This window comes from Paraburkholderia guartelaensis, assembly GCF_004353905.1.
Lineage (GTDB): Bacteria > Pseudomonadota > Gammaproteobacteria > Burkholderiales > Burkholderiaceae > Paraburkholderia > Paraburkholderia guartelaensis.
The window spans coordinates 109,572-128,201 of sequence record NZ_SMOD01000005.1 but is presented as its reverse complement, the minus strand read 5'-3'; the positions used below and the strand labels follow the sequence as shown (position 1 = coordinate 128,201).

The 18,630-nt window shown below is 66.4% G+C and carries 11 protein-coding genes; 4 read left to right on the top strand and 7 right to left on the bottom strand.

What is annotated here, in order from left to right; translation table 11 throughout:
• Window positions 1–80 precede the first annotated feature (80 nt).
• Both argH and E1N52_RS08445 read left to right on the top strand, forming a co-directional pair.
• Window positions 81–1,487, top strand: coding sequence for an argininosuccinate lyase (gene argH / locus E1N52_RS08450; protein WP_133181869.1), 1,407 nt, complete (start codon window positions 81–83; stop codon window positions 1,485–1,487).
• A 254-nt stretch (window positions 1,488–1,741) separates the two neighbouring features.
• Window positions 1,742–2,671 (top strand): bestrophin family protein, encoded by a 930-nt coding sequence (locus E1N52_RS08445; protein WP_133181867.1) that lies wholly within the window; start codon window positions 1,742–1,744, stop codon window positions 2,669–2,671.
• Between the two features lie 10 nt (window positions 2,672–2,681).
• On the opposite strand, the gene E1N52_RS08440 is transcribed toward E1N52_RS08445, so the two are convergent.
• The 5 genes from E1N52_RS08440 to apbC form a co-directional block, all read right to left on the bottom strand.
• Window positions 2,682–3,398: a lysozyme inhibitor LprI family protein gene (locus tag E1N52_RS08440; protein ID WP_246088998.1), complete on the bottom strand. Its 717-nt coding sequence runs from the start codon at window positions 3,396–3,398 to the stop codon at window positions 2,682–2,684.
• Window positions 3,399–3,416: 18 nt separating this feature from the next.
• Complete coding sequence (locus tag E1N52_RS08435; RefSeq protein ID WP_133181865.1) at window positions 3,417–5,696, bottom strand: arginine/lysine/ornithine decarboxylase; 2,280 nt, start codon at window positions 5,694–5,696, stop codon at window positions 3,417–3,419.
• A gap of 81 nt (window positions 5,697–5,777) precedes the next feature.
• Entirely contained in the window at window positions 5,778–6,347 is a 570-nt protein-coding gene (gene dcd, locus E1N52_RS08430; protein ID WP_028207739.1) for a dCTP deaminase, read from the bottom strand.
• Between the two features lie 143 nt (window positions 6,348–6,490).
• Window positions 6,491–7,045, bottom strand: a complete 555-nt coding sequence (locus tag E1N52_RS08425) for a superoxide dismutase family protein (protein ID WP_133181863.1) — start codon at window positions 7,043–7,045, stop codon at window positions 6,491–6,493.
• Window positions 7,046–7,194: 149 nt separating this feature from the next.
• Window positions 7,195–8,283 carry an iron-sulfur cluster carrier protein ApbC gene (apbC, locus tag E1N52_RS08420; protein ID WP_133181861.1) on the bottom strand — a complete coding sequence of 363 codons (1,089 nt, stop codon included), beginning with the start codon at window positions 8,281–8,283 and terminating at the stop codon, window positions 7,195–7,197.
• A 318-nt stretch (window positions 8,284–8,601) separates the two neighbouring features.
• Here apbC and E1N52_RS08415 point away from each other — a divergent pair, with 318 nt between their 5' ends.
• Complete coding sequence (locus tag E1N52_RS08415; RefSeq protein ID WP_133181859.1) at window positions 8,602–9,255, top strand: YiaD family glycine zipper/OmpA-like lipoprotein; 654 nt, start codon at window positions 8,602–8,604, stop codon at window positions 9,253–9,255.
• Window positions 9,256–9,718: 463 nt separating this feature from the next.
• The gene (gene metG, locus E1N52_RS08410; RefSeq protein WP_133181857.1) at window positions 9,719–11,872 is read left to right on the top strand and encodes a methionine--tRNA ligase; all 2,154 of its coding nucleotides are present in this window, start codon (window positions 9,719–9,721) and stop codon (window positions 11,870–11,872) included.
• Window positions 11,873–11,943: 71 nt separating this feature from the next.
• Here the strand turns inward: metG and E1N52_RS08405 are convergent, their stop codons facing one another.
• Window positions 11,944–16,422, bottom strand: a complete 4,479-nt coding sequence (locus E1N52_RS08405; RefSeq protein WP_133181855.1) for a translocation/assembly module TamB domain-containing protein — start codon at window positions 16,420–16,422, stop codon at window positions 11,944–11,946.
• A 61-nt stretch (window positions 16,423–16,483) separates the two neighbouring features.
• On the bottom strand, window positions 16,484–18,169 hold the full coding sequence (locus E1N52_RS08400) for an autotransporter assembly complex protein TamA (RefSeq protein ID WP_133182171.1): 1,686 nt from the start codon (window positions 18,167–18,169) through the stop codon (window positions 16,484–16,486).
• Between the last annotated feature and the right edge of the window lie 461 nt (window positions 18,170–18,630).

The window sequence follows — 18,630 nt, the reverse complement described above, 5'->3', positions numbered from 1 at the left end:
CCCGCCGTGCTTGACGCAATGCAGCGCAATGCGCCGCGCGGCACGCCTTCTCACCGCTTGCTCGTTCACGCCCCATCACCATGACGTCCCAACTGCACAAAAAAGGCGAAGCCTGGTCGGCTCGCTTCTCCGAACCCATGTCGGAGCTGGTCAAGCGCTACACGTCGTCGGTCTTCTTCGACAAGCGCCTCGCGCTCGTCGATATCGAGGGCTCGCTCGCGCATGCGTCGATGCTGGCCGCGCAGAAGATCATCTCGGCCGACGACCTCGCCGCCATCCAGGGCGGCATGGCGAAGATCAAGGGCGAGATCGAGCGCGGCGAATTCGAATGGCTGCTCGACCTCGAAGACGTGCACCTGAACATCGAAGCGCGCCTGACCGCCCTGATCGGCGACGCGGGCAAGCGACTGCACACGGGCCGCTCGCGCAACGACCAGGTCGCGACCGACATCCGCCTGTGGCTGCGCGGCGAGATCGACCGCATCGGCGGCCTGCTCGGCGACCTGCGCGGCGCGCTGCTCGACCTGGCTGAACAGCACTCGGGCACGATCATGCCCGGCTTCACGCACCTCCAAGTGGCGCAGCCGGTCACCTTCGGCCATCACCTGCTCGCCTACGTGGAAATGTTCACGCGCGACGCCGAGCGCATGGTGGACTGCCGCAAGCGCGTGAACCGTCTGCCGCTCGGCGCGGCGGCGCTCGCGGGCACGAGCTATCCGATCGACCGCTTCGCCGTGGCGAAGACGCTGGGCTTCGACGGCATCTGCGCAAACTCGCTCGACGCCGTGTCCGATCGCGACTTCGCCATCGAATTCACAGCGGCTGCCGCGCTCGTGATGACGCACGTCTCGCGCTTCTCGGAAGAGCTGGTGCTGTGGATGAGCCCGCGCGTGGGCTTCATCGATCTGGCCGACCGCTTCTGCACGGGCTCGTCGATCATGCCGCAAAAGAAGAACCCGGACGTACCGGAACTCGCGCGCGGCAAGACCGGCCGCGTGAACGGCCATCTCATGGCGCTTCTCACGCTGATGAAGGGCCAGCCGCTCGCCTACAACAAGGACAACCAGGAAGACAAGGAGCCGCTGTTCGACACGGTCGATACCGTGGCGGACACGCTGCGCATCTTCGCGGAGATGGTCGCGGGCATCACGGTCAAGGAGCAAGCCATGCGCGCGGCTGCGCTGCAAGGCTTCTCCACGGCCACGGATCTGGCCGATTACCTCGTCAAGAAGGGCTTGCCGTTCCGCGACGCGCACGAAGCCGTGGCGCACGCGGTGCGTATCTGCGTGGACCGCAACTGCGATCTCGCCGACCTCACGCTCGACGAGATGCGCCGCGAACTGCCGGCTGTGTCGAACCTGCTGGCCGAAGACGTGTTCGAAGTGCTGACGCTCGAAGGCTCGGTCTCGGCACGCAACCATCCGGGCGGCACCGCGCCCGAGCAGGTGCGTGCGGCCATCGCGGCGGCGCGCGCCGCGCTCAAATAAGCGCAGCTTAGCGGGCGGAAAACGCCCGCAGTCAAAGCCCAACCGGGCGCGCGACGGACAACGTCGCGCGCCCGGTTTGCTTTTGGGCGGCGCACAAACCGGGCATGCCGATGACGACACACATGACAGCGCGCTGTACCCGCAGCAAAATGCCGGAAGTGTGCGCCCGGCAGCCGCGCGTCATAGCCTACGATCCCGCGCCATACTGACGAATTGCTCGATCAGGTATTGTCTTCGCCCCCAACACCCGCCCCATGATCGTCCGCCCTCACCTCCACTGGTTCCGCATGCTGCTCGCGTGGCGCGGCTCCGTGCTGCCGCAGCTTCTGCCGCGCCTGTTCATCGTGCTGGTTCTCTCGATCATCGCGGTGGCCGCGCACGATCACATCCTCAAGCTCACGGTCAACCTGAGCACGGTGCCGTTCTCGCTGATCGGCATTGCGCTCGCGGTGTTTCTCGGCTTTCGCAACAGCGCGAGCTACGACCGCTACTGGGAAGGCCGCAAGCTCTGGGGGCAAATGCTCAACGAAACGCGCTCGCTGGTGCGCCAGGCGCTCACGCTCCCGCGCAGCGGCGACGAAGCCGCAACGCGCGAGCGTGCCCGCGAGCTGATGAGTCTGCTCGCTGCGCTGCCGCATGCGTTGCGCCATCAACTGCGCAGCACCGACCCGCGCACCGATCTCGAATCGCGCCTGCCGCCCGCGCTCTTCGCGCGCGTGATGACGTCGCGCTACCGGCCGGCCACGCTCATGCTGTGCGCCTCGGAATGGGTCCAGCGCGAGACGCGCGAAGGCCGCCTCGACGGCTACGGGGTGCTCGCGTTCGAACATAATCTCAATGGCATTTCGGATGTGATCGGCGGGTGCGAGCGCATCGTCTCCACGCCGCTGCCGTTCGCCTATACGGTGATGATTCATCGCACCGTGTACTTCTTCTGCGCGATGCTGCCGTTCGGCCTCGTCGATAGCATCGGCGGTTTGACGCCGATCTTCGCCGTGTTCGTGGCCTACGCGTTCATGGCCCACGAGGCGATCGCCTCGCAGCTCGAAGACCCGTTCGGCACCGAAGACAACGACCTCGCGCTCAACCTGATGTCGACCGGCATCGAGGTCGCGTTGCACGACCTCATGGGCGAGCCTACTGCGCTGCCGGCGCGTGCGCCGGAGCAGTTCATCCTCGACTGAAGGCGCAGCCTCAGTGGTTGTTCACCGTTTCGGCGAGGCGCTTCAAGGTCGCGAGACGCCCGCCTAGCAGATCGAGCCGCGCATGCTCGTCGATGAGCGGCGTGGTCGCGTCGCGATACGCGCGCCAGTCGCTCTGCGCGCGTGCAACTGTAGGCCGCTCGTGCTTCGGCATGCGCGCATAGAGCTGACGGTAGTAGCGGTTGAGGTCGTAGCTCACGTGCTCGCAGCGCGCGTCGGCGCTGCAGGCGCGCACCTTCGGCGCGTCGCCGTCGTACATCGTCGCCTGGTTGCGCAGCGCGAGCGCGCGATCGCGCACCGGCTGCAGGCGCATGTCCGCCTCATAAAGCTGGTAGGTGCTGCCGCTCGTGGTCGCGAATGCGGCGCCGAGCATGGTGTCTTCGGCGTCGCGCCAGGCCGCCCACTTCTGCTGGCTCAGTTGCCAGCGCTTTTGCTGCGCGGCCGGAAGCTTCGCGAGCAGTTGCGTGAGCGCGTTGTCGGCGGCCTTGCGCCATGCGGTGCGCGCATCGTCCATGCACTGGATCTGCCCGGCCGTCGACGACCGGTCTGCGCGCGCGAGACACGTGCGCATGGCCGTATCGATCGGATCGGCCGCCGCGACCTCGGCGCGCGCCGCCGGCGCCACGGCGAACAGCACCGTGGCAGCCGATAGCGTCGACACCATCGCAGCAAAGTAACGCGCTAGCCGCGCCGATGAACCACCCAACATTTCCCTCCCCTCGCGCAATCAGGCGCGCACGCAATCCACGAAATACTCGATGCGGCCGTTGATGGTCTCGCCCACGAGCCCGTGGATGTCGGTGTGGAAGCCCGGGAAGCGCTCGTTGAACTCGCGCGCGAACTTCAGATAATTCACGATCGTCCTGTTGAAGCGCTCGCCCGGAATCAGCAGCGGAATGCCCGGCGGGTACGGCGTGAGCAGGATCGACGTGACGCGGCCCTCGAGTTCGTCGACAGGCACGCGGTCGATCTCGCGGTGCGCGAGCTTCGCGAACGCATCCGAAGGCTTCATCGCAGGCTCCATGCTCGAGAGGTACATCTCGGTCGTGAGGCGTGCGATGTCGTTGGCTCGGTAGACGCTGTGGATCTGCTGGCACAGGTCGCGCAGGCCCACGCGCTCGTACATCGGATGCTGCGCGACGAATTCGGGCAGCACGCGCCACAGCGGCTGGTTGTTGTCGTAGTCGTCCTTGAACTGCTGAAGCTCGGTCACCATCGAGTTCCAGCGGCCCTTCGTGATGCCGATCGTGAACATGATGAAGAACGAGTACAGACCCGTCTTCTCGACGATGATGCCGTGCTCGGCCAGGTACTTCGTCACGATTGCGGCAGGGATGCCGGTCTCGCCGAATTCGCCGTCCACGTCCAGACCCGGCGTGACGATCGTCGCCTTGATCGGGTCCAGCATGTTGAAGCCTTCCGCCAGCGCGCCGAAGCCGTGCCAGTGATCGTTCGGGCGCAGCATCCAGTCTTCGCGCGAGCCGATGCCTTCTTCAGCCAGCTCGTCCGGGCCCCAGACCTGGAAGAACCAGTCGTCGCCATATTCGGCGTCCACCTTGCGCATGGCGCGGCGGAAGTCGAGCGCTTCGGCGATCGACTCTTCCACCAGTGCCGGGCCGCCCGGCGCTTCCATCATCGCGGCGGCCACGTCGCACGACGCGATGATCGCGTACTGCGGCGACGTCGACGTGTGCATCAGATACGCCTCGTTGAAGCGGTGGCGGTCGAACGCGCTGTCTTCCGAGTCCTGCACGACGATCTGCGAAGCCTGCGAAATGCCGGCGAGCAGCTTGTGCGTGGAGTGTGTCGCGAACACCAGTGCCTTGGTGCGCGGACGACCCGCACCGATCGCGTGCATATCCTGGTAGAACTCGTGGAATTCGGCGTGCGGCAGCCACGCTTCGTCGAAGTGCAGCGTGTCGAGCATGTCGCCGAGCAGATCCTTGATCATCTCGACGTTGTAGACCACGCCGTCGTACGTGCTTTGCGTGATCGTGAGAATGCGCGGCTTCACGTTCGGATTCTTCGCGAGCGCCTCGCGGGCGAACGGATTCGCCTCGATCTTCTTGCGGATGTTTTCCGGCTTGAACTCGTCACGCGGGATCGGGCCGATGATGCCGAAGTTGTTGCGCGTCGGCGTGAGGAACACGGGAATCGCGCCCGTCATCGTGATCGCGTGCAGGATCGACTTGTGGCAGTTGCGGTCCACCAGCACGATGTCGCCCGGCGCGACCGTGGCGTGCCAGACGATCTTGTTCGACGTGGACGTGCCGTTGGTCACGAAGAACACGTGGTCCGCGCTGAAGATGCGCGCCGCGTTGCGCTCCGAGGCCGCGACCGGGCCGGTGTGATCGAGCAGCTGGCCGAGTTCCTCGACCGCATTGCAGACGTCGGCGCGCAGCATGTTCTCGCCGAAGAACTGGTGGAACATCTGGCCGAGCGGATTCTTCAGGAACGCGACGCCGCCCGAGTGACCCGGGCAGTGCCACGAGTACGAGCCTTCGTCGGCGTACTTGACCAGTTCCTTGAAGAACGGCGGCGCCAGCGCGTCGAGATACACGCGCGCTTCGCGAATCACGTGGCGCGCGACGAACTCCGGCGTGTCCTCGAACATGTGGATGAAGCCGTGCAGCTCACGCAGGATGTCGTTGGGCAGATGGCGCGAGGTGCGCGTCTCGCCGTACAGGAAGATGGGGATGTCGGCGTTGCGCGTGCGCACCGCTTCCACGAACGCGCGCAGCGCGACGATCGCAGGCGCGTGCTCGGGCGCTTCGCCATCCGTGCCTTCCACGTACGGCAGCAGTTCATCGTCGTCGATCGAGAGGATGAAGCACGCGGCGCGGCTCGACTGCTGCGCGAACGACGTGAGGTCGCCGTAGCTCGTCAGCCCGAGGACTTCCGCGCCCTCTTTCTCGATGGCTTCGGCGAGCGCGCGGATGCCGGAACCCGAGATGTTCTCGGAGCGAAAGTCTTCGTCGATGATGACGACGGGAAAACGAAACTTCATGGGCGATTCTCCAAAAGAAACGACCGCTGCATATAACGCGCAGCGGTCCCCGTATGTCGTTGTGTCCGGTGGTTGTCTGCGTCAGGTCTTCGGCAGGGTGACGCCGTGCTGGCCTTGATACTTGCCGCCGCGATCCGCGTAAGAGACCTCGCAGATCTCGTCGCTTTCGAAGAACAGCACTTGCGCCACCCCTTCGTTCGCGTAGATTTTCGCAGGCAAAGGTGTCGTATTTGAGAATTCGAGCGTGACGTACCCTTCCCACTCGGGCTCGAACGGCGTGACGTTCACGATGATCCCGCAGCGCGCATAGGTGGACTTGCCCAGACAGACGGTCAGGACGTTGCGCGGAATGCGGAAATACTCGACCGTGCGCGCGAGCGCGAACGAATTGGGCGGGATGATGCAGACGTCGCCCTTGAAGTCCACGAACGACTTTTCGTCGAAGTTCTTCGGATCGACGATGGTCGAGTTGATGTTCGTGAAAATCTTGAATTCGTCGGCGCAGCGGATGTCGTAGCCGTAGCTCGAGGTCCCGTAGCTCACGATCTTGCGGCCGTCTTCCGACATACGGACCTGATCGCGCACGAACGGCTCGATCATCTTCTGCTCTTCGGCCATGCGCCGGATCCACTTGTCGGACTTGATTGCCATGTTCGCTACGTAACGAGAAATTCGGGTCGGGAAAGCATGCGGACGGCCCCACCTGGCGCGCGCCGCGTGCGAAAGGCGCCTATTTTACGCGATGTGGATCGCCATGCCTGGAACTGCGTTTCGGGCCGGCGCAAACGCCATGCTCACTGGGCGCGGATCACCCCGCAGGCAAGCGCCGGGCCGGTGCCGCGCTGCGGGTACGCATAGGGGTCGATGGCGTCCCGATGTACGATTACCGCGCGTTGCAGGACGGAGCGCACGCCGTCGAGCGAGACGTCGGGTGCGACGATAAAGCCCGTCGCCACGCCATTCGAATCCGCGTGGATATTGCCGAGGTCACCTTCCACGCGCGCGCCGGCCTTCAGGCGCTCCGCGGCGGGCGCGAACACGGCGCCGGCGCTCGAGGCGTCGGTGGCGTTGCAGTCGCCGCGCTCGTGCACCTGCAATGCGTGATCGCTGTCGGGCTGCAGGCCCGCGAGGTTGTAGCTCACCTGGACGCCGTCCGAGTGTTCGACGAACGAAACCGTGCCGCGCACCTGGCTGCCGACGGTGGGCAGCAACTGTGCGACCGCGCGCTTGTCCTGCTGGCCCATGAAGCTCGTGCAGCCCGCGAGCAGCGCGCAGCCGCAAAGCGTGACGAGGGCAATCATCCAGACGACGTGCGCATTCCCCGCTTGCCTGTCGTGTCCTTTATCCATGCGATCCTCTTGCCGGGCGGCGGCAGCCCCGTTGCTGCCGCCATACCGGACCCGATGAAGCCCACATGATACCGCGCACGCGCCCCGCCGCGCGCCTATCTGTCCCCATGCGCGGGGCGCCGCACAAGCGCCGCGGCCCGCGCCGGGGCTCAGGTGTTCTGCACGACGATGGTCGGGAACTTCGAGGTCATGTCGCGGGCGCGCTCGGCGATCTGGATCGCCACACGGCGTGCGATCGCGCGATAGATTTCCGCCACCGGCCCCTCGGGCGCGGCCACCACGGTGGGGTTGCCCGAATCGGCCTGCTCGCGGATGGCGATGTCGAGCGGCAGACTGCCGAGCACTTCCACGCCATATTCCTTCGCCATGCGCTCGCCGCCGCCCGCGCCGAAAATATGCTCGGCGTGGCCGCAGTTCGAGCAGATGTGCACGGCCATGTTCTCGACGATGCCGAGAATCGGAATGCCCACCTTCTCGAACATCTTGAGGCCCTTCTTCGCGTCGAGCAGCGCGATGTCCTGCGGCGTCGTGACGATCACGGCGCCCGTGACGGGCACGCGCTGCGAGAGCGTGAGCTGGATGTCGCCGGTGCCCGGCGGCATGTCGACCACGAGGTAGTCGAGCTCGCGCCAGTTCGTCTGACGCAGCAGCTGCTCGAGCGCGGAAGTCGCCATCGGGCCGCGCCAGACCATCGGGTTGTCCTGCTCGACCAGAAAGCCGATCGAGTTGGCCTGCACGCCGTGACCTTCGAGCGGATTCATCGACTGGCCGTCGGGCGACTCGGGGCGACCCTCGATGCCGAGCATCATCGGCAGCGATGGGCCGTAGATGTCCGCGTCGAGCACGCCGACCGAAGCGCCTTCGGCCGCAAGCGCGAGCGCGAGGTTCACGGCGGTCGTGCTCTTGCCCACGCCGCCCTTGCCCGAGGCCACGGCGACGATGTTCTTCACGTTGGGCAGCAGCTTCACGCCACGTTGCACCGTATGCGCGGTAATCTCGCTTCTAACCGCGACGCGGCTCGCCTTCACGCCCGGCACGGCGGCGAGCGCCGCCTCGACCTGCGCGCGCACCGCGGCGAACTGGCTCTTCGCCGGATAGCCGAGCACGATCTCGACGCCAACCGTATCGCCTTCGACGGTGACGTTGCGCACGCCCTTGGCCACCGTGTAGGGATGACCCGTGTTCGGATCCGTCAAGGCCGCGAGCGCGGCGTCGACCAAAGCCCGATCTATGCTCATTGAAACTCCGTGGGGAGAATGCCGGTCTGCGTTAGCGCCGATCCGAGTGAGGACTGATCGCCTACGCGCCGGAAATCGAAAGAAATTGTTAAGCTGCATTGCGCAAAACAGCCCGACAGGGCACGCTTCGCGGCAGCATCGATTTTGTATGCCGACCAGGTGGTCTCAAAGCCGCGACCCAGCGGCTTTTCGCCTGGCGGCGCAAACCTCAAGGCGTCATTGTAGTAGCTGCCGCCGCGCACCGTTCGAAGACCCTGTTCGCATGCGGGGCCGCGAACACCGCCGGCAGCGTCCGTTCCACTCAAGAAAGGAAAGCATATGAACACAAGAATCCTGACTCGCCTGTCCGTCTTCGCCATTGCCGGCGCGCTCGTCGCCGGCTGCGCGACGCAGCAGGGCACCAACACGGCTGTCGGCACCGGTGTCGGCGCAGGCACGGGCGCGGCGATCGGCGCCATCTTCGGCGGCGGCAAGGGCGCGGCAATCGGCGCAGGCGCGGGCGCACTGGTCGGCGGCATCACCGGCTACAACTGGCAGAACATCCACAACAAGCTCTCGGGCGCCACCCAGGGCACCGGCACGAAGATCACCGAGCAGCCGGACGGCTCGCTCAAGCTCGACATCCCGAGCAATGTGACGTTCGACACCAGCAGCTACGCGATCAAGCCGTCGTTCGCGCCGGTGCTCGACCAGGTCGCGCAGACGCTCCAGCAGAACCCGGAAGTGGTTGCGCAGGTGGTCGGCCATACGGATAACACGGGCTCCCCCGCGTACAACCAGACGTTGTCGGTCAACCGCGCCCAGAGCGTCGTGAACTACCTCGCTTCGCGCGGCATTCAGATGCAGCGCATGTCGGCCTCAGGCCTCGGCGATACGCAACCGATCGCCGACAACAACACCGAAGCGGGCCGCGCGGCTAATCGCCGCGTGGAAATGTACCTGCGCGCGACGTCGCAGCACCAGGGCGGCTAAGCTGGCCCGACGCAGTCGCCGGGAACGCAGTGCCGGCGACTGCGCAGAAAAAACAGCGACACATCGACGGGGCGGCAGTCATGCCGCCCCGTTTGCATTTGGAGTCGCCCGAAGGCGCGCTCCGAAACCCTTGCTGGACGGCCATCGCAAGCCCACTTCAAAACGCTTGCAGAGAATCGAAAAATTTTTCGAACTCTCGGAAAACCGTGCTGTCTGTGTTTACGGTACGTGTGCGGCAGTGCCGCCGCGTCACCATTCTCCTCTTGTCGTTGTTGCTCCGGGGCCATTCTTGCCCCGGTTTTTTTTGGCCGCGATTTGTGCGGCGCAGCATCAGCGCGGCTTTCGCAGCCCGCGCCCCATCCAGGCATTTCGCATACGAGCGTCCACCGGGTCGCCGAACGACGGTGCGCCCGCCCTGCTAAAATCGCCCTTTCCCCCCGCAACATCGGACTTCCCCTCACTTATGTCAGCACCCGCCACCGACCTCGCAGCAGCCGGCGCGCATGCCAATCAAAGCGGCCGCCGCCAGATTCTCGTTACGTCTGCTCTGCCGTACGCCAACGGTCAGATCCACATCGGCCACCTGGTCGAGTACATCCAGACGGACATCTGGGTTCGCGCGCTGCGAATGCATGGCCACGAGGTCTACTACGTCGGTGCCGACGACACGCACGGCACGCCCGTCATGCTGCGCGCGGAGAAGGAAGGCCTCACGCCGCAGCAGCTGATCGCGCGCGTGTGGCAGGAGCACAAGCGCGATTTCGACAGCTTCGGCGTGTCGTTCGACAATTACTACTCGACGGACTCCGAAGAGAACCGCGTGCTCTCCGAGTCGGTGTATCTGGCGCTCAAGGAAGCGGGTTTCATCGAGACGCGCGATATCGAGCAGGCCTACGACCCGGTCAAGAACATGTTCCTGCCGGACCGCTTCATCAAGGGCGAGTGCCCGAAGTGCGGCGCGAAGGACCAGTACGGCGACAGCTGCGAAGTGTGCGGCTCGACCTACGCGCCCACTGACCTGAAGAATCCGTACTCGGTGGTCTCGGGCGCGACGCCCATCCGCAAGACCTCGACGCACTACTTCTTCCGCCTCTCGGACCCGCGCTGCGAAGACTTCCTGCGCGGCTGGGTGAGCGGCCTGGCTCAGCCGGAAGCGACCAACAAGATGCGCGAGTGGCTGGGCGAGTCGGGCGAATCGAAGCTCGCCGACTGGGACATCTCGCGCGACGCGCCCTACTTCGGCTTCGAGATTCCGGGCGCGCCCGGCAAGTACTTCTATGTGTGGCTCGACGCGCCGGTCGGCTATTACGCGAGCTTCAAGAACCTGTGCGAAAAGCGCGGCATCGATTTCGAGGCATGGGTGAAGGCCGGCTCGAAGACGGAGCAGTACCACTTCATCGGCAAGGACATCCTGTATTTCCATACGCTGTTCTGGCCGGCCATGCTGCAGTTCTCGGGCCACCGCACGCCGACCAACGTCTTCGCGCACGGCTTTTTGACCGTGGACGGCGCGAAGATGTCGAAGTCGCGCGGCACGTTCATCACGGCGGAAAGCTATGTCACCACGGGCCTGAACCCCGAGTGGCTGCGCTACTACTTCGCCGCGAAGCTCAACAGCACGATGGAAGACCTCGATCTGAACCTCGAAGACTTCCAGGCGCGCGTGAACAGCGACCTCGTCGGCAAGTACATCAACATCGCAAGCCGCGCGGCGGGCTTCCTGATCAAGCGCTTCGACGGCCGCGTGCAGGATAGCGCGATGCATCATCCGCTGCTCGAGCAACTGCGCGGCGCCATTGCGCAAATCGCTGCGCACTACGAAGCACGCGAATACAGCCGCGCGCTGCGCCAGACGATGGAACTCGCCGACGCCGTGAACGGTTACGTCGACACGGCCAAGCCGTGGGAGCAGGCCAAGGATCCGGCCAACTCGGTGGCGCTGCACGAGACCTGCAGCGTGAGCCTCGAAGCGTTCCGCCTGCTTTCGCTCGCGTTGAAGCCGGTGCTGCCGACGCTCGCAGAAGGTGTCGAACAGTTTTTGGCCATCGAGCCGCTGACCTGGGCCGATGCAGGCAAGGCGCTCTCGTCGCAACAGCCGATCAACGCGTACAAGCACCTGATGACACGCGTCGATCCGAAGCAGATCGAAGCGCTGCTCGCCGCCAACCGCGATTCGCTGCAGGCAACCGATGCGCCCGCCGCCGCGGCTGCGGATGCAAACAAGAAGTCGAAGGCTGCCAAGGAAGCGAAGAAGCCTGCCGCCGATGAAACGCCGGAAGTCATCTCCATCGACGACTTCGCGAAGATCGACTTGCGCGTGGCGCTGATCGTCGACTGCAACATCGTCGAAGGATCGGACAAGCTGCTGCAACTCACGCTCGACGTGGGCGAGGAAAAGACGCGCAACGTGTTCTCGGGCATCCGTTCGGCGTACAAGCCCGAAGACCTCAAGGGCAAGCTCACGGTGATGGTTGCGAACCTCGCGCCGCGAAAGATGAAGTTCGGCATGTCCGAAGGTATGGTCCTCGCGGCTTCCGCCGCCGACGAGAAGGCCGAACCGGGTCTGTACATTCTCGAGCCGCATAGCGGCGCGAAGCCGGGCATGCGGGTCAAGTAAAACCCGCCGCCGATATCGTCAGAAACGCCCCTTGCGAGGGGCGTTTTTTTTGCGCCTGGCTTTTCGAGGCCCTAGCGGCGAAGCCGATCGAAACGCCGCGTGTAGAGAATATCGGCGCCGTTGAAGGTGCCGCCGTACACCACGAGCGACCAGTAACGCGAGAGGTTGATCGTGGCCTTCACCGCGTTCGACGCCGACTGCAGGCCCTGCTCATAGCCGATCACGAGACGCTGGTTGATGGCCTTCGCGATCATGACGACCTCGGTGTCGGTCAGGCCCACCTCGCTGCGCCCGATCGAAAATTCGTCGAGGCCGATGCTCTGCGCAATGCGCTTGCCTTGCGCGCTGCCGAGCAGGGCGAGCGCCGTCGTCATCGCGCTCTGCTGACCGAGGTTGTTGCCCTGATCGGTGCCGTGCCCGAACAGCAACCAGGAGAGCTTTTCGTTATCGGGCACGTTGGGCTCGGAAACGAGCCGCACCGACGGCGCCTGCACGGTGCCGGTGACCTGCACGCCCGCCTCGACCTGCTGGTTGCGCCGCATGGCGAGAATGTTGATGCCCGGATTGCCCACCGGCCCGTTGAACGTGAAGAAGCCGTTTTCGATATTGAGCTTGGTGCCGAACGCCGTGTACGTGGAGCCTTCGGTCACGCGCACGTTGCCGATCGCGCGCAGCGGGACGTCCGGTGCGCTGTTGACCGTAATCATGCCCGCCAGGCCCAGATCCGCGCCCTGCCCGCGGAAGCGGAAGTCGTGGCCGAGATCGATGTCGACGTTTGCGCGCGGGGCAAAACGCGGCGCGGGCTTGGTCGACGCCGTTTCTTCGATGGGCGGCCGGCCGCCCACCGTCGTGCCGTCGGGGCGCACGATCACGACGTCGTCGCCGAGCGACGGCGCAGGTAACTCGGGCATGTCGAAGAGCGCGTGATCGACGGTGAACTTGCCATCGATCTGCATGCCGCCCAGATGCCCGCCGTTGGCGATGCTCGCGCTGCCGGAAAGCGACAGCTTGCGGTCGGGCGAAGCGAAAATCTCGAGCTTGTCAGCGACGATGCTCGCGGTGAGATCGGGCTCGGCGTTGTCGAGGCGCACCTGGCCCTTTGCGCGCAGCGTGCCGCTCGTCGCGCCGTGGAACTCCACCTGCTGGAAGTCGACGAGGTTCTGCGAAAGCGCGATGCGGATCACGCCGTCCTTCAACTCCACGCCCTGATCGACCATGGTGGCCGAGATGCCGTCGCCGACGAGCGAGCCAGTCAGATTCGGCTTCGCAACGGTGCCGCCCAACGCGAGTTGCAGCGCGAGATGGCCGTCGAGCAGGTAAGTCGGGCCGAGCATGCCACCCGTGTTCCGCAGCGAGGGCACGTTCGCGTTGATGGTGCCGCCGATAGGCGCCTCGTCTGCGACGGTGAGGATGCCGTCGCGCGGCACGAGCGTCGTGTAGGCGTCGATATCGAGCACGCCCACGCGGTTCGCCTGCGCATGCGCCGTGAGCGTGAGGCGGTTGCCGCCGCTGAAGGCCGCGCGCACGTTGAGGTCGCCCACGCCGAGCGAGGCAAAGCCGCGGCCGACTTCGGTCGTGATATCGCCCGAGCGGCGCTTGATCTGCACATAGCCGGTGGCCGTCGGGCCGACGGAGAAGTCCCAGTCGCCGTCGAAGATCAGGTCGGTTCTGAGCGTGGACGGCACGCCCGTGAACTGCTGCCGGATTTGCATGATGCGCGCGAGCGACACGTTGGTGAGCGTGCCTGCCGAGCGGATGCGGCCATGGTCGAGATCGAACGATTTCAGGTCGAGCGACGCGCCTTCCCCCGTAATACGCGTCGCGCCGAGCGTGACCTTGCCGGGGCCCGCGCTCACCGTCAGCGGCGACTGCAGTTTCACGCCGGGCACGCCGCGGTTCTCGAGCTGCGTCACCGCGCCGTTCCAGCGCGTGCCTTCGCGCGTGTCCTGGAGGCCGCCGTTCGCCGCCACCACGAAGTCGATCGGCTGGCCCTGCACCTTGCCCTTCGCGCTCGCCGTGAGCGTGTGCTTCGCGCGCGTGCCGTCGAGGCGCGCGGTGAGCGTCGTGATATCGACGCCCGCCACGGCGATGTCGCTCGCGTCCGTGCTGAAGGCGAGCGCGCCGTTCGCGCCGTCGCGCGCGAGCGCCCGGCCCTCGGCGTGGCCGACGCGGTTATCGCCGAACACCACGTGGTCGGCCTTGTAGTCGAGCGAGACGTCGGGGTGCGCGAAAGTGCCGGTCACGTCGCCATTCGCCGCGAGCTGGCCCGCTATGCCAAAGCCAAGCCGGTCGAGCTGCGGCGCATCCACGCGAAAGCGCAGACGGTCGCCGCGTGCGCCGAAGCTGCCTTGCAGATCCACGGTATTGCCCGCGACCGAGAGGTTCGCGCGGCTTGGCAGGATACGCGAGCCCGCCAGCTGGATGAGGCCTTGCCCCGTAAGCGGCAGGTCGTCGTAGACGCTCGCGCCGAGCTTGAACTCGGCCCGCGTCGTGAAGGTGGGCGCGAGCGTGCCGCTCGCGTTCAGCGTGCCGTTCACGCGCGCTTCGATGCGCCGCGCCGCGGGATGCGTGGCGGGCCGCGGCCTCGCCTCGTGCTGGGCCGCCCCGCCCTGCTCGGTCTGTTTCGCGTTCTCCACGCGCCTTTGCTCGGCGGCCTGCTCGCCCGATTGCGCGGGATTGAGCGACGGGTTCAGCGCCGGATTGAGCGCGAGATTGCGCTGCGGGTTGAGCGCGTCGGCGGCGGGCTGGGCCGCCGCGGGCCTTGGTCGAGCGGCCGGCGCTGGAGTTTTCGCGGCCGTGCGCGCCGGTATCTGCGACGTGAGCGACAGCGGATCGAAATTGGTCAGCACCGCCTTGAGTTGATACGTGGAGCTGGCGTCGTGCTTGAGCGCGCCCGACAGGTCGATGCGCCCCGCGCCCGATGTCAGCCGCACGTCGTTGAGCGACAGTCTCGCAGGGTCCTGCGTGATCTTGCCCTGCACGCGCAGCGCCGCCTTTGGGTCGGCGAGATCGAGCGTGACGCTCTGCACGTCGCCGTTCAGCCGCACGCCGACCGGCCCCGCGAATTGCGTGGCGCGCACGCTCGACTGGATCGCGTTGAGGTCGAGCCCCGCCACCTTCAGATCGAACCGGCCGTCGCGCCCGCTGATCGTGCCGCCGCCGGTGATCGTCGCGTTCTTCACGAGACGCACGGCGAGCTTCGGGATGCGCTGCGTCTTCGCATCGAGTACGACGTCGGCGTGGGCGTCGATGAGCGGCAGCAGCTTTTCGTCGATGGCGCCCGGCTTCGCGTTCACGATCGAGACCGCGCCCGCCACCGTGAAGCCCGCCGCATTGCTGCGCGCGCGGGCCGCGTCGGCCGCGGCTGATGCAGCGGAGGCCGACGCGGCGCCGGGCATCGCGCTGCCCGCCGGCGCCGATGCTGGCGCGGGCACGGCAGCCGGCGTCACGTCAGACGCCGCAACCGCCCCCGAAGCCGCCGCCGCGAGCGCCGCCGGCACGCCCGCCGCGCCGCCCGGCACCGGCTGCAACTGCGCGCGCACCGCGAGGTCGGCGAACGGCGCGCCCGGCGCGAACGCCTGCGGATTGACATGATCGAACGCGAGCGTGACGCGCTGTAGCGGCACGGAAGCGAACGGCGTGGCCTCCACATGCGCACGGCCGGTGAGCTTCATGCCGCTTGCCTCGACATCGGCCGTGAGCGCCTCGAGCGAGCCGGCGAGGTTTGCGCTGACCTGCACCTCTTCGCCGTTCACCTTGCCGGAGTAGCCCAGGTCGCCCGTGAGCGGGAACGGGCGCACGCCATCGAGCTTCGCCTCGGCACTCACGGCGCCAAAGGGCGTGTCGAGTCGCTCGATGGCGGCCTCGTGATGGCGGCCGTCGCTGCGTCCGTGGAACTGGAAGTGCGAGAACTCGTTGGTCGAGGTGCCTTCGTGCACCGTGAGCTTGTTCACCTGCAGGTCGCGGATCTCGAGCCCGAGCGGCAGCTGCAGGTTTTCCGGCAGCTTCATGGGCGAGGAAGGCTCGTGCGACGGCACGATGCGCATCTCGATGTCGCCGGCATGCAGATAGTCCACCACGAAGCGCCACGGTTGCTGGCCGAAGCCCTGCATCTCCCATTGGCCACCAATGCGGTCGACCTTGAGCGTGGTGCCGTCCGTGCCGCGCCAGCTCACGTTGGAAAAGCGCACCCCGGTCGCGAGCGTGCCGCCTTCGAGCCTGCCCGCGAGCTTGCCGTCGAGCAGCTTGACTGCCGCGCGCCACGCGTAGGCCGTGCCGCGCTCGGTGGTCAGCACGCCATAGAGCAAGCCGGCGACGAGCCCGACGAGCAGCACCGGCACGACGATCGCCCAGACCAGGGCCTTCCAGAGCCGCGGACCGCGGCGGCGCGGCGGCGTACGCTCGTCACCCGAGCCGCCGTCACCACCATCGCCTCCATGGCCGCCGGGTTCACCGCGCACTTCGTCGTCCGGGCTGCGGCCAGCCTCCCCCGGCGGCACGGCGAACGCGGCGGGCAGCCAAGCCGCAGCAGCGAAACGGCGTGCGCTCATGCGCCCCCCTTGCCATGCGGCGCAGGAGGCGTTGCGAAGCGGAGCAGCGAGCGCGTCATCATCAGAAAGCGATCCCGAGTGTCAGATAGGGCCGCACGCTGTGAGTGCGAAAGCCATAGGCGAGATCGAGGTTGACCGGCCCGACGGGGCTGCGCCAGCGCGCGCCGATACCCGCGCCCGGATCGAACTCCTTTTCGCCCCAGGTGTCGGTGGCGGTGCCGACGTCGAAGAACGCCGCGCCGCCCCAGTCGTGGCTGAACCAGTGCTGGTACTCGGCTGAGCCGGTGACGAGATACTTGGTCGGCAGGATCGAGCCCGACTGGTCGTTACCGATGCTCTGGAACGAGTAGCCGCGCACCGAGTTCGAACCGCCCGCACGGAACAGCAGCGACGCGGGAATGCCGCTCGACGGGCCGCTCGTGAACACGCCGCCCAGTTCTGCGCGGAACACCATGATGTCGCTGTGGCCGATCGGCAGGTATTGCTGACCGCGCATGTAGGCGCGCAGGAAGCTTTGCTCGGCGCCCGCGTTCTTGAGCGCGAAGCCCGCTTCCATGCGAATGATGTTGCCCGAGCGCGGAAAGAGCGGGTCGTCGACGTTGCGGCGCGTCCAGCCCCACGTCGGCACGAGCGCGTAGGCCCGCGAGGACGGCCCCACGTTCTGCGTGAGGCGGTCGTCGTAGAACATCAGCGCGTACGCGTAGTCGATGTTCTGCGAGGTGCGCGTGCGCTGGACCCCGACCCGCGCGCTATAGATGTTCGTATCCGAGACGTCGGTGGTCGTGTAGGAAGCGACGAGGCTGTTGGTCCAGGCGCGCGGACCCGGCGGCATCGAAAGCTGGACCTGACCGAACTTCTGGATCTGGTCGAGCCGCCCCTGCACCTGGAACGGCCACGCCGCCCCGAACGTGTTCAGGTAGGTGTAGGAGCCCTGGACGTGCGCGCCGGTATCGGTCGAATAACCCACGCCGCCGCGGAAGTTGTTGTACGGAAACTCGCTCACCTTCACGTGCACGGGCGTCTCGAGCGGCTTTTGCGTGTTCGCGTCGACGTCGATCGCGACGCTCGCGTAGTACGGCGTGTTCTGCACCTGGCGCTGCAGTTCGGCCACGCGCTTGAGGTCGTAGATTTCGCCCGGCGAAAGCGGATTCACGTTGTCGATGATGTAGCCCGGATAGCGCCGCGGGCCTGAAACGTCGAGCTTGCCCAGCGTGAAGGTCGGCCCGCTGTCGAACGTCACGGAAAGTTGCGCGTCATGCCTGAGCGGATCGACCCGCGCCTCCGAAAACGTAATCTTCGCGCCGAGGTAGCGGCGCGCCTGCAGCGCCTTGAGCGAGCCGTTCTTGGCGTCGTCCCAGCCCGACTGCGTAAAGGCGTCGCCTTCGTGCAGCGAGAACGCGAAGCGCGCGGTGTTCTCCTGCGCCGGGTCTTCCGTGAGGACCGGACCGCGAAACACGAGTTTCACCGACGAAATCGTCGTGCGCGGCCCTGGGTCCACGCTCACCCGCACGTGCCGCCTGCCGTCGATCGTACGCACATCGGTGCGCACGACCGGCGTGAAATAGCCCGCCGTCGAGGCGAGGTCGCGCACCTGCTGCGGCGTCGCGGTCACGAGGAACTCGAACTGGTCCTCGTTCACGTCGGCGCGCGTGGCAAAGCGCGCAATGTCGAGGTGCGCCTCGAGCAGCTTGCGCAGATCGCGCGGGGTGGCCTGGATATCGACGTCGTAGTAGGTGCGCGGGCGCATCCACGGCAGGAGGGTGGTCAGGATGTCGGCCCGGGCGGGCGGTGCGACGGCGGAGCATACGGCGAGGCACGCGATCAGGCACGCGGCGAGCCGTGGCCGCGCCGCCCGCGAGGGGCGCCGCCGTGCGCACAATGCTTCGATCACCCATCCCGCCAAACGCCACCTCCGGCCGTCGTAGAACTGGTTGCCACCGGTTGCGCCGCTCGCGCGCAGGGCGGCACGGGCAGCGGCAACGGGCGCAAACGCGTTATTTCACCACATCGGCGCGTCAAAACCCCAGGAGGAGGTGCAAAGCGTGCCACAACGGCGGGCGCGACCGGACCTATGGCGCGCGAGGCGGCCGCGGGGATGGCCAACGCGTTCCGCCCGGGCGGATGTTCCGCGGCCTTGGCTTGCGGTAAAATTGCCGCCGACAGAATTAGCGGCGCGGCGCAATCAGGCGCCCCGCCTTACTGGACGGA